Here is a 13,720-nt window from a genome sequence, read left to right on the forward strand (position 1 = left end):
ATTATGTATGTCATTCGGAAAGCAATACTAGCTTTTTTAGGCATATATCTAGTTTAGTAAGAAATAAAAAGAAAAACACACTGTTACTCAGCAATTAAAGTTACTTAGGGTTACTATAAACTTTCTACAGTAAATTGCTTTGGTACAACTGCATAAGAATCAAATGTTGAAACCAATCTTCAGAAAAGAGGTTTACGACAAAACAATCAAAATATGAATATTAAAATATAGGGGGCTTTATGTTAGGTAAAGAAAATACAAAGGGACAAGTAATAGATAATCAAATGGATTATGTAGATGATGAGTCAACAATAGGAGCAAAAGGAGGTCTTAATCATGAAGATAGATCATCTAGTGAAGAACTTCAGCGTGGACGAAGTCAAGAGAGCCCTAGAGTAACAAGATCTTCATCTATAGGCAGCAGTAGTACATCGACTGATGATGAAGAAATGTTTAGCTGTATAAGCATTACAAGTGATGAAATAGTGAAAAAAGCAACTTTTTTTGTTAAGACTTTTGTTAAAGAATTCGAGGAAAAATTATCTAAATATTTTGAGGAGGCAGAACCAGATTCAAATATACAAAAAATAAGCAAAGCTTCAGCCAGCTTTAGTTCTTTTTTGAATAATACTATTCCAGCAAGTCCACTAAAATTATTTAGTGTTAAAGTTAATGAGAGTATCAATCATTGTGTTACAGGAAAACGGCATAAGAAAGGAGCGAAAAATATTTTTACAATAACTACGCCTTGCTACAAAGCTGAAATGAGAGAGATTTTAGTAAAAGCTGGCTTAGAAATTTTTCACAGGTTTGAGGTACCATTCATAAAAGTTGTAGATATCAATCCCTCTTTTTATCATAGGAAAGTTAAGAAGTTAGCAATAGATGCTGTACATAGAACAATGAATTACCTTTTAACTTCTGAGGAACAAGACTTTTCTGTTGATCTTATAACACAAGGTGTTGTTCTAGGTAAGTCAAAAAAGAAAGGATATTTTACGCGTCCTGGATATGAAGTAAAAGATGAGCAAAGTGGTGAAAGTTTAGTAACCTCAGAATTGTATGAATGGGTAGGAATAAAGAAAAAAGAAGAAGATGAAACTGTTAATTATTATCAATATAATTCTGAGGAACATAATCTAGAGGAATATAACTGTGCTGAAAAATACGGCTATCGGCTTCCCTTTGAATGGGAGTTAAGAAAGTGGGAGGAGGTAAAACAAAAGTATGTATCTAGTGAAGTACCCATAGAAAGATATGTGTATATTTTAAATGATGAAAAAAAAGAAGAATTAGCTCGTTTTATATTAAAGGAGATTAATGAACAAGATCCTGTGAAAAGGAAAGATATAGAAGATGTAAAAGAACATCTTAGAAAGCAAGATGAAGATAGGCGTCAATTTTCCTATAGTTTTGGCAAGACACCAGAAAATTTCATTGAAAGAAAAGAGGTGGTAAAAAATTTGAACCTAAGGTTACATAGTAGTAGTCAAGAAGTAAAAATGTCACGAGTAGTCTTAATTAGTGGGAAGTCTGGAATAGGAAAAAGCGAACTTGCTAGAGGCTATGGGTTTAGTGAAAGGCGTAAGGCTACTTGGGCAAGGATTATGTGGATAGATGCCTCGTCATGTACCAATCTTTCAAATTCATTTCATGGGTTGGCTGAAAGGTTAGGGGTTTCTAGAAAAAGTGAGCAAAGGAGAGAGAGAAACATTAAATCTATTGTCGAGGATGTATATGAGTATCTTCAAGACACAAAAAGTTTGTTTGTTTTCGATGATGCTAGTAGTTATAAGGAGATTGAGAGTTTTTTACCATCCAGCTTCCCTGTTTTTTCTAATAGAGAAAAACCTTACGTTTTAATTACTTCTCCTAACAAGAATTGGAAAGAAGAAATAGAAGATATAGAAGAAATAAAGTTGGGTAATTTAAAAAAAGAAGAAGCCGAGGAATTTACTCGAAAAGCCTTAGGGGAAGATGAATCACAAGGTAAATCTATATCAGAGTTAATAGAAGAGTTTAATTGTTTTCCATTAGATTTGAAAGCAGCAACATCATGCATTAAACAAAAAGGTCTTAGTATTAGAGAATATCTGGAGGAATATAGAGTAGCTCAGCAATCAAAACCTGATTTTTTGGAGACACAAGTTGTTAATAAAAAATCTTTTAAAGCTTTGAAGATTAACATTGATAAAATAAAAGAAGAAAAAAATGTTGGGCAGCAAGCGTATGTTATTTTAGTATTCATGGCTTACCTGGACCCTAATCAAATTAATACAAAAGAAATTTTTTTCAAGGGGGAATCAAAAGAAAATCAACAAAGGGTTTTGGATGCACTTGATCTACTTAATCAGTTCTCATTGATTGGATTAGAGAAAGGGATAGCAAAAATTCATCAAGAAGTACAAAAAATTATAAGGTTAGAGCAAAGAAAAGAAAAAAGAGAAGAAGAATTTTTAAGAAAAATAATGACATCATTGATGAATAATAACTGTAAAAATGTAAGCCATATCATATCCATTTGGAATTATGCAAGTGAATATAAAAAGTTAGTTAATGAATTTATTGAATCTGATTATTATGGAATGAATATCTTACATTTTCTGGCCATAGATGATAATGAAGAAGTTATTAAGCTTATATTCGAGAATGTAGATCTAAGTAAATTAAGTAAAATTGTTAATATCGGTGATAAAGATGGATCTACTCCTTTAGAATATGCTGTTATATATGGTCACTTAGCGTTAGTTAAATACTTTATAGGAAAAGGGGCTGATTTTAAGGTAAATGATGACCCGAGCCTTACCCTTTTAGACTGTGCTGCTCTCCATAATCGACTAGAAATAGTTAGGTATTTTATTGATAACGAATATTTTCAGTTTGATAGTACTGTTTTATACTATGCTATTGAAAATAATTGCTTAGAGGTCGTTAGATACTTTATAGAGGAAAAAAAGATTTATATAAATTTAAAGGACGGAGAAGGTAAAGGTTATTTGCACTATGCTGTTGAACATAGTTCCTTAGAGATTTCTGAGTACCTTTTAGCGTACGGGGCTACAGTAGATCTACAGGATAAGAATGGTATGACTCCTTTGCATTTTGCTGCTATGTATGGTTACCTAGGAATTGTTCGCTACCTCGTAGAGCATGGGGCTGATATAAATTTACAGAATGAAGATCATATGACTCCTTTGTACCTTGCTGATGTATATGGTCACTCAAGCACTGTTCGCTACCTTGTAATGAATAACGTTAATACGAATCTAGAGGATATTAGTAATAATATTTCTCAGAACTACGATGTTAAGTTTCATTGCTACGACAGCGCTAGGTCCCTTTTTTCTTTAGAACAAGGAGCTAATGTGAAACTTGAACTCAACGATGATTTGTACCATTATACTAACAATTATTACCCAAGTAGTATTTGTTGCTATCAACCTCAATCTACTGTGTACTCAGCTCCATACTTAAAAACACAATCACATAAAAGAAACCTAGAGACATTTGATGAACATACACTACCTAAAAAAAGAAAATTAGAAAATATAAGTGAAGCATTGCAATTTGAAGATAAAAGCACGGTTAACTTAACTCATAGGTCACCTATATCTTCATTTAACAGCGTCTCTGTACAACCTGCAAACAAGGACTTAAGACTATAATTTTACAGTAAGCTATTTAATTTTATGAGGGGAATTTCAAAAAAACAGAGAAATAAAGTAATAAATTGATATAAATTCGCGTAGAACAAGTGGTAGACCATACGATTCCAAAGAAAACACTTCTCACAGCCCTTGATTTTGGCTGCTGAAAGTAGATATATCGTTTAAATTCTTAACAAAAAGATATACTAAATTAGTAATAATTTATTTAGGAATAGTAAAGAAAAGTCAAGCAAACTTATTGACATTTATTATTAATATATTTATACTAAATATTAATCATTTTAGAGGTAATTTATGCCACAACTAGAAGAAACGAAATCAACAGAACTTTTGGATGCTGTTAGAACACTAAATATGAAGGAAATTGTGAGATTGATAAAAGCTGGAGCAGATATTAATGCAAAAGATAAGTATGAACGAACTCCTTTGCATATAGCTGCATTTCGAGATGAAAGTGAGAGAACAAAAGTTCTAATAGAAGCTGGAGCATATATTAATGTAACAGATCAGAGTAAACGAACTCCTTTGCATACTGCTGCTGAATATTCCTCTACAAAGGCAGTAAAAGTTCTAATAGAAGCTGGAGCATATATTAATGCAAAAGATGAGGATGAACGAACTCCTTTGCATATGGATGCATTTCGAGATGAAAGTGAGACAAAAAAAGTTCTAATAGAAGCTGGAGCAGATATTAATGCAAAAGATAAGAATGAACGAACTCCTTTGCATGCTGCTGCTGAACATTCCTCTACAAAGGCAGTAAAAGTTCTAATAGAAGCTGGAGCAGATATTAATGCAAAAGATAAGGATGAACAAACTCCTTTGCATATAGCTGCTGTAAAGGGTTATACAGAGATAGTAAAAGTTCTAATAGAAGCTGAAGCTAATGTGAATGCAGTAGACAAAACGAGATGGACTCCTTTGCATATAGCTGCATTTCGAGATGAAAGTGAGACAACAAAAGTTCTAATAGAAGCTGGAGCATATATTAATGCAAAAGATAAGAATGAACGAACTCCTTTGCATACTGCTGCTGAATATTCCTCTACAAAGGCAGTAAAAGTTCTAATAGACTTAGGAGCAGATATTAATGCAAAAGATAAGAATGAACGAACTCCTTTGCATATGGATGCATTTCGAGATGAAAGTGAGACAAAAAAAGTTCTAATAGAAGCTGGAGCATATATTAATGCAAAAGATAAGAATGAACGAACTCCTTTGCATGCTGCTGCTGAACATTCCTCTACAAAGGCAGTAAAAGTTCTAATAGAAGCTGGAGCAGATATTAATGCAAAAGATAAGAATGAACGAACTCCTTTGCATATAGCTGCTGTAAAGGGTTATACAGAGATAGTAAAAGTTCTAATAGAAGCTGAAGCTAATGCGAATGCAGTAGACAAAACGAGATGGACTCCTTTGCATATAGCTGCATTTCGAGATGAAAGTGAGACAACAAAAGTTCTAATAGAAGCTGGAGCAGATATTAATGCAAAAGATAAGAATGAACGAACTCCTTTGCATGCTGCTGCTGAACATTCCTCTACAAAGGCAGTAAAAGTTCTAATAGAAGCTGGAGCAGATATTAATGCAAAAGATGAGGATGAACGAACTCCTTTGCATATAGCTGCTGTAAAGGGTTATACAGAGATAGTAAAAGTTCTAATAGACTTAGGAGCAGATATTAATGCAAAAGATAAGAATAAAAAAACTCCTTTGCATCGGGCTACTGAAATAGGCTTTACAGATATTTGTGAGGTTATACTAAATCACATAGCAAGACTAGAAGTTGCTGGCTTATATGTAAGTGAGGAAAATTTACAAAAGAAAAATGAATTTATAACCACTTCAACCGAGAGGTATAACAATTATTTACAGCATCTTAAAAATTGTGAAGAAGAAGTTAAAAAGATTAAAGAAAGAAATAAGTCACTATATGACTTTTTGAGGGAAAATGACGTTAATAAAATGGCTGGCATATGGGAGCAAAATGAAAACGTACGTAATGAATTTGATAATGAAGAGAATTTAAAAAAGCTATATCCAGAATATGCACATATTTTAATTAATAAGGCTGATGAAGTAAAAAAAGAAATTTTCCTGCACAATAATAAACCATTGGTGGATTTTCTATCAACACATTATAGATATGATTTTCAAAAGGCGAAATTCTTTGGCATGGAGAGATTTTTTGAGGTGCACAAAAATGACTTTAAAGAAGAAAGAGTAGGAGTCCGAAATAATACACTATTTTACTTTGTAGACTTTAATGTTGAAAAGAGGTACGCTCCTAAACTAAAATTACAGGCGTTTGTAGAGACAATTGGAAACGAGGGTGTAAACAGCAATCTTCATCACCCAAACACTGAACAAACTCAAGGAGCTAGTCAGTCTCTTAATTAAAGGAGGGATGCATGGAAACCTGCTGCAAAAACAAAAAGAGGTGTTTCTCACTTGTATAAAGTATTTTTAAACGTGATTTTTTAATATCATAATTACTATGAAAACTGGGGCTTTCCTTTTGCAGCAGTTCTTGAGTTCCAGCAACAGACCAATCCATCCCAAAACGAACTCTTCTCTCACTAGCCGGTTTTAGTTGTTGGGAATGGTTGTTTTATTTAAATTTTTAGTAATATATACTATTAAGTCAGTATTAATTCGTTAAGAACTTTCATTAAAGATTATCAAAAAAACTTCTAAATAGGGATTGACAAGTTTTAGAGATGGAGTATTTTATGAAAAGTATATTGAGCTATTAATTTTTTATGTATAATAAATATGATAGTGAAAATATTTTTCTTTATATTATGAGGTAGCTGTTTTATTCAGAAAAAGATTTTTTTCTTACTTTGAAATTGAGTGGTTTTTATCGAGGGTTAAATGATTAATGAATTATTTGCTGCTGTACGTAGTGGAGATGCTAATCAAGTTGCGGATCTTATCAATAAAGGGGATGATGTTAATGCCAGGGACAATAGAGGCAATACTCCTCTACATTTAGCTGTTCTTGCAGATAAATTACAGGTAGTAGAAAAGCTTATAGAGAGAGGAGCTGATATTAATGCTAAGAATAATCATGGCGCTACTCCTCTGCACTGGGCTGCTCTTAATCAGAATGTCAGTATAGTAGAAAAGCTTATAGAGAAAGGGGCTAATGTTAATGAGAAGAATAAATATGACAATGTCCCTCTGCACTATGCTGCTTTTTTTAATGGTTGCTTAGGTACAGCAGAAAAGCTTATAGAGAAAGGAGCCAATGTTAATGCTAAGAACAATGATGGCGCTACTCCTCTGCACTGGGCTGCTCTTCATGATAATTTACAAGTAGCTGGTCTTTTTATAAATAAGCGTGCTAATGTTAACGCTAAAGATGAGAATGGTTGGACACCTTTGCATACTGCAGCTGCTCGTGGCAATTTGGGTGTAGTTAAGCTCATTCTTGATAAAAGTGATTATGTTGATGCTAGAGGAGCTTTAGCCGTAGCAAATACGCTTAATGAAGAAAACAGCTTAGAAATACGAAACCTTCTAGAAGAAAGAATAAGAAGAAATGAAGAAATCACCCAACATCTTAACTTGCAAGAAGAAAGCAGCTCCCTATCAACACGTGTCCATAATCGCCTCAGTATTGCACAAGAAGATGAAAATTCGTTGCAAAATGATAAGATAGGTCCTGATAAAATAGGAGTTACAAGCGGAACAAGTAAGCCATCTTCATTTATCAATATTTTTGCTTACACTACGGTAGATACTATTAAAGGTATTTTTCAGTTTGTTTCTTCTCCTTTTAAGGCAGCTATAAGTATGGAACCTTCTCAAGCTATTACAGTTCAAGGTATTGATAACAACGGTATACTTCTTTTATTAGATGTATTTATAAGGAAAATCACAGGTCAGAATTATATTTCCACAGTAGTTCAGTCTATATCACCATTAGAAGCACAGGGCTATGCATTAAATATTATAGAGGAATTTGAGAAAGTAGTAGAGCAAGCTGCATTAAAAATTGGGATATCAATGCATCGGTTAAATATTGATTGTGTAGAAATGCAGAAAGAGGTTACTGCAAAAATCACGGGTGGTAAGTTTAATGACATTTCAGGAGTTTTAAACTCATATGTAGAGCAAGCATGCCACGATAGAGAAACAGGTAAGTTAAGTCCAAAGAAGTTTAACAAATTTATGGTTGTATTTAATAAGGAACTAGATTTAATAGTAAATCAATCAATAGAGCAGATATTACACAATAGAGATAGTACATTAGAAGTTGAAGAACAGCAAATAAACTTAGAGCCTCAAAGTTATTTAAGTAATACTTCTGTTCAAGGTCATTTAATTCAGGATAGAGGTTTAATAAATCAAGGTAAGGCTTAATTCCTTAGCTTTTTGATTTCATCTAGTAAAAGGTCGGTAATTTGATCTTATAACATCAATGGGCACACCAGCCTTTGTTTTGTATGCATTCAAGCAATGTGTGACTATTACGCCACCTAAAAAAATAATCATACACTGTCTTCCATAGAGGAAAATCTTTTGCTCTACTGGCAAATACCTTTCATTATGTATTGTATAACATTAATAATTGCTTATTTTGTGCTTTCTTGGCCACACCTTGTGCAACTCTTGGCTCAAGAAATTTCCATTCTTTGTCACTTACATCACCTGGATATATTTTTTACTGATCCTATCATATTATCTTCCTGATTTCCTTTCAAGATATGTTCTAAAAAGTAGAATCCGTTCAGCAGGGTGACAAAATAAGATAGAAAAGACAGCCATAGAAATAAATGGTGTCATTTCAATATGATGCTTTCTCTGTCATCCCAGTACTTGACACTGGAATGACAACATTTTTGCTTCGATATTTACACATTAGCCATGCATCTGAACGGATACAAAAGTAGAATTTAGAATTCTATCTAAAAGGATACCGAAAAAGAGCAGGAGTCCTATCTGGGAATTATTTTTAAATATGGACATGCATTGATTAGAATCGTCTGGATTGAAATTTTTGTGTTGGTGGTGAAATATGAATCCTATGGCAAGTAAAGCAATATAAAAGATGTTATTTAATGATGATAGTATACCAGCGTACAACCATGCCATTAAGGATATTAAATAAAATCTTTTCAACCAAGATTTTGTTGTATTGCCAAAATATAATGCAGTAGATTTCATTCCTAATTTCTCATCATCTTTTTTATCTTGATGAGCGTATATAGTATCATAACTAAGCGTCCAAAAGACGCATCCTATATAAAATAGCAAGGATTCTATGCTAATCTGGTTTGTTATTGCTGCTGAACCCATGAGTGATCCCATGTTGAAAGTAAACCCTAAAAACAATTGTGGCCACCAAACGTAACGCTTTAGCAAGGGATAGATAACTATCATGCACATTGAAATTATTCCAAGTATAAGAGTAGTTTTATTGGTTAATAATAAGATTACCAGGGCAATAGACAGTAACAGTGAAAGTAAAGCCAAAGCCTGCTTTATGTTTAATGCACCACTTGCAAGTGGCCTATATTTTGTTCGTTCAACATGTGCATCTATTTCTCTATCGAAGATATCATTGATTATGCACCCTGCGGGTCTCATTAAAAATGCACCTATAGTAAACAAAACAAGGAGAAAAAGAGCCTGATACGATAGAGAAGTTGAGGCTAAAAGAATGCCGCTTAAGCTAGAAAATAGCACAAGCCATAAACCTGTTAAACTGTGTATTCTCATTAATGAGAAATAATGGTTGAAATACATTAATTAAGTGTGATTATGTAATATTTTGCTTACATTGACAAAATTATCGAATGCTAAATCAGGCTTAAAAACTAACTCAGGTATAAATCGCAAATCAACATAACACAATATAGATTTACGTATTGACCATGCAGATTGGTTCATTTCATTAACAACAGTGCTGATATCATCATTATCATTTTGGATGTTCAATGAAGATAACACAATATATACATCTGCTTTCTTCAAATCTTTGCTTAGCTTTACATCAGATACTACTACTTTTTCATTAAGCACATTACTTTCCATTAAGACTTTTGATATTGCCCTATGTAATACCGATGCTACTTTTAGGTTTCTAATTTCCTTTTTCATATTCAACTACTATAACGTCCTTTCTTCTTGCACTAATTGATAAGCTTCCAAAATGTCTCCAACTTTAATATCGATATTACCCTCTAGCGATATTCCGCATTCAAAATTTACACCCACTTCTTTAACATCATCTTTAAATCTACGTAGTGCTTTTAACTTTCCTTCATGCACCAATTTGCTGCCACGTACTACCTTAATTAAAGAATCTTTTTTTATAACTCCATCAGTGACATAACATCCGATTATATTACCGGCTTTGGATGCATTAAATATTTGCCTTACAGATGCAGAACCAACACGAACCTCTCGTGTAACAGGCTTTAACATTTTAGTTAGATACATCCTCATGTCTTCAATAAGCTCATATATTATATTGTAAGTATGTATTTCTATACCTTTTTGTTTTGCTAATTCTCTTATTTTTGAATCCACTTTTACATTAAAAGCTAAAATTACTGCGCTTGATGCTTCTGCAAGCAGCACATCTGAATCTGTTACTCCTCCTACTGCTTTGTGTAGAATATTTAATTTCACTTGCTCTTTACCAAGCTTATCAATTGAGCTTGATATTGCTTCAATAGAACCAGTGACATCGCACTTTAAAACTACAGATAGTTCTTCTGTTTCACTATCATTACGACTGAATATATCTAAATTACTGTCGTCTAAATCTTCTTGCTTTTTCTTGATTAATTCTAACCTGTATTCAACAATTTCACGAGCCTGCCTTTCAGAGTTTACAACAACAAATTTATCTCCAGCATTTGGTACACCATTTAAACCAGTAACTTCAACTGGAGTAGAAGGTAGTGACGCTTTTTCTCTTTGACCAAGGTGATTAATCATACTGCGTACTTTGCTGTATGTTGTACCAACTATCAATATGTCACCAATCTTTAATGTTCCTTCTTCAACTATTAATGTAGCTGATATTCCTTTAGCTTTATCTATTTTGGACTCTATTACCCATCCAAGTGCTCGACAATCCTCTATTCCTTCTAGCGTCATTAATTCAGCAATTAATAAAATTGCCTCTTCTAGTTTATCTAAGTTGATTTTCTTTTTTGCTGATACTGGCACAATTATAACATCACCACCAAGTTCTTCGGGGATGAGGTCATACTGAGGCAAACTATTAATTATTCTTTCTACATCGCCAGGTTGTGATTTATCAATTTTATTAATGGCAACTATAATAGAGACATTTGCTGCTTTTGCATGGTTTATTGCTTCAACTGTTTGTTTCATGATTCCATCATCAGCTGCAACTACTATCACAACTATATTAGTAATATTGGCACCACGTGCACGCATTGCAGTAAACGCCTCATGCCCTGGTGTATCAATGAAAGTAATTTTTTGCTTATTTTTTGTCGTTAATTGATAAGCACCTATATGTTGAGTGATGCCACCTGACTCTTTTTCTGCAACATTGGATTCACGAAATGCATCAAGCAATGATGTTTTACCATGATCCACATGTCCCATAAAAGTAACGATAGGTGGTTTTGGTCTTTTAGGTAAGTTTTCTCTGTTGCTTATGAAGAGTAAATTCTTTTCTTTATCAGCATCACTTACTCGTTTAGCCGTATGATTAAATTTTTTTGCTATTTCGCATGCTATATCTGGATCTACTAGATCATCTACTCTATAGCTCTCCCCAACTTCTTCTTTGAGCATTTTTAGCACACTCTTGCTATCTTCTGCCATACGAATAGATAACTCCCTGATAGTTATTTTGTCTGGTATAATAACTTCTCTTGCTATATTTTTACCCTTAGTAAACTTTGATTGTTTACTTCTTATACCAAATTTTTGCTTAAATACAGGGAGGTGTTCATTTCTTTCATCTATTGCCTGTGTAATTACTAGCTTAGAATGCTTAGAGTATATATCTTTGCTAGCTTTAAAAGACTTTTTATCATTGTTCTCATATTCAATACTATCTTCTTTTTGTTCAACTGAGTTAGTATTACTTAAAACTTCCTTATTTATTTCTTTAGGTACAGAGTGTGATTCATTTTTATCTTCAGCTTCTTGATTGCTTTCTTCTTTTTTTATTTTCTCTTCTTGTTCTCTCTGATTCCTTTCTTTCAGCAAAGTAGCATTCTGTACAGCATTAATGCGGGAAATTTGTTCTTTTTCAGTTAAAGAGCCTAATTTACTCTCGTCAAATAAACTATATTCTTCTGCAGAATGAATTTTTCTTCTTTTTTTTACTATTGTAGTACCAGTACTTTGACTATCTAAAGAGTTTAAATTAATGTCTAATTTAAGCTTGCTTAAGCCTTGTAGGGTTAATTTTTTATTACTGATATCTTCATTATTCATATTGTTTTTATATTAATCCAAGCTTTTTACGTGCTTCTATGATTATTAAATCTGCTGTATCTTTTAGATTGTCTTTATTATTAGTTGAGGAAGAGAGTATGCTACAAAACTCATAATTTGATAAATCTGCTATGTCCTCTAAAGTTTTAATATTATGTTTACTAAGAGCAATTTTATTATCTATTGATAAGGCTAAGTTGATTACATCGTCTTCCATACCTAAATTTTTTAGCTCTTCTATTTTTCTATCATTCTCTGCTTTCAGGTAATTATTTGCTCTATTATGAAGTTCATTTGCAATATCTTCATTGAAGCCCTCTATTGAAGCAAGTTCCTTAATTGAAGTGTTAGATATATCTTCTACACTTGAAAAACCTTCTGTTACCAATAATTGGCCCATAATCTCTTCTAAGTTTAAAGCTTCAGCAAATAAAACTGAACATTGACTAAATTCTTTATTTCTTCTTTCTGATTCTTGCTGAGTGCTTAATATCTCAATTTTCCATCCAACAAGCTCTGAAGCTAATCTTACATTCTGACCCTTTTTTCCTATAGCTAAACTCAATTGATCTTCAGCAACTATTAACTCTATACAATTTTCATTTTCGTCAATAATGACCTTTGATACTTCTGCAGGAGTAATGGCTTTAATAACAAATTGACCCAAATCTGATGAGTAATGTATGACGTCGATTTTTTCACCGTTTAATTCGTGTATAATAGTTTTTATTCTATCTCCTTTAACTCCAACGCAAGCACCTACTGGATCGATATTCTTATCAGATGAAAAAACAGCAACTTTAGATCTTGAACCAGCGTCTCTAGCTATACCTTTAATTGTTATCAATCCGTCAGCAACTTCTGGTACTTCTTGATTCAACAATGCCTCTAAAAAGCCTTCATGAGCCCTAGAAAGAATGATTTGACGTCCATCGTCAGAGCGCTTAACAGCCTGTATGTAAGCTTTAACCTTATCGCCTTCACGAAATGACTCACCACCAATTAAGTTTCGTAAAGGGAGGTATGCTCCAATTCCGTTTATGTCTATAATAAGATCTGAATATTCTACTTGTTTAACGATGCCATACCTCATTTCTCCTACCTTATCTTTAAATTCCTCATATTGCTTTTTTAACTCTTCATTTTTGATTATTTCAGAAATCTTTTGCTGGGCAATTCTTGCTGAAACAAGATCAGTGTTAAGAGAAATCAACTCACTAATAGTATCTCCAACTTTTGCATCTTCTTTTATTAACTTAGCTTGTGTCAACTTAATTAAGTCACACTCATTTTCATTTGATTCATCATTAATGACTTTTAGTTGTCTATATGAGGTAACTTTGCCTGTGTTTCTATCTATATTAACTACAATTTTACTTTTGCTACCATACTTTTGTTGAGCTACTGCTTCGATAGCACTTTTAAGTGCATTTATTATAATATTAAAATCCAAACCTTTTTGAAGTGAGAGCTCTCCCGCTGTTTTTATTACATCAAGGCTTCCAACTATGTTATTCTTGTTGCTTTTCTGCTTAACACTGCTTTTACGATTAGCAATCATATAAATAAATCCAATTTAATTAGTTATAATTATAGCTTCAACAGGTAAA

7 protein-coding genes are annotated in these 13,720 nt (G+C 32.8%); 3 read left to right on the plus strand and 4 right to left on the minus strand.

Annotated elements, in window-relative coordinates; genetic code table 11:
- Positions 1-239: 239 nt before the first annotated feature.
- The 3 genes from ONG78_RS04225 to ONG78_RS04235 all read left to right on the plus strand — a co-directional run bounded on the left by ONG78_RS04225 (position 240) and on the right by ONG78_RS04235 (position 8,039).
- Positions 240-3,665, plus strand: coding sequence for an ankyrin repeat domain-containing protein (locus tag ONG78_RS04225; RefSeq protein WP_264377741.1), 3,426 nt, complete (start codon positions 240-242; stop codon positions 3,663-3,665).
- Positions 3,666-3,962: 297 nt separating this feature from the next.
- Complete coding sequence (locus tag ONG78_RS04230; protein ID WP_264377742.1) at positions 3,963-6,068, plus strand: ankyrin repeat domain-containing protein; 2,106 nt, start codon at positions 3,963-3,965, stop codon at positions 6,066-6,068.
- A 477-nt stretch (positions 6,069-6,545) separates the two neighbouring features.
- Complete coding sequence (locus tag ONG78_RS04235; protein ID WP_264377743.1) at positions 6,546-8,039, plus strand: ankyrin repeat domain-containing protein; 1,494 nt, start codon at positions 6,546-6,548, stop codon at positions 8,037-8,039.
- Between the two features lie 498 nt (positions 8,040-8,537).
- Here the strand turns inward: ONG78_RS04235 and ubiA are convergent, their stop codons facing one another.
- Genes ubiA through nusA form a run of 4 tightly spaced genes read right to left on the minus strand, consistent with a single transcriptional unit; the run spans position 8,538 to position 13,671 of the window.
- Positions 8,538-9,425: a 4-hydroxybenzoate octaprenyltransferase gene (ubiA, locus tag ONG78_RS04240; protein ID WP_007302787.1), complete on the minus strand. Its 888-nt coding sequence runs from the start codon at positions 9,423-9,425 to the stop codon at positions 8,538-8,540.
- A gap of 3 nt (positions 9,426-9,428) precedes the next feature.
- Complete coding sequence (locus ONG78_RS04245) at positions 9,429-9,779, minus strand: ribosome-binding factor A (RefSeq protein ID WP_264374680.1); 351 nt, start codon at positions 9,777-9,779, stop codon at positions 9,429-9,431.
- 9 nt (positions 9,780-9,788) lie between these two features.
- Positions 9,789-12,110, minus strand: coding sequence for a translation initiation factor IF-2 (gene infB / locus ONG78_RS04250; protein ID WP_264374681.1), 2,322 nt, complete (start codon positions 12,108-12,110; stop codon positions 9,789-9,791).
- A 7-nt stretch (positions 12,111-12,117) separates the two neighbouring features.
- Positions 12,118-13,671: a transcription termination factor NusA gene (gene nusA / locus ONG78_RS04255; protein WP_264377744.1), complete on the minus strand. Its 1,554-nt coding sequence runs from the start codon at positions 13,669-13,671 to the stop codon at positions 12,118-12,120.
- Positions 13,672-13,720: the final 49 nt, after the last annotated feature.

It is taken from the genome of Wolbachia endosymbiont (group B) of Philonthus cognatus (genome assembly GCF_947179345.1).
Lineage (GTDB): Bacteria > Pseudomonadota > Alphaproteobacteria > Rickettsiales > Anaplasmataceae > Wolbachia.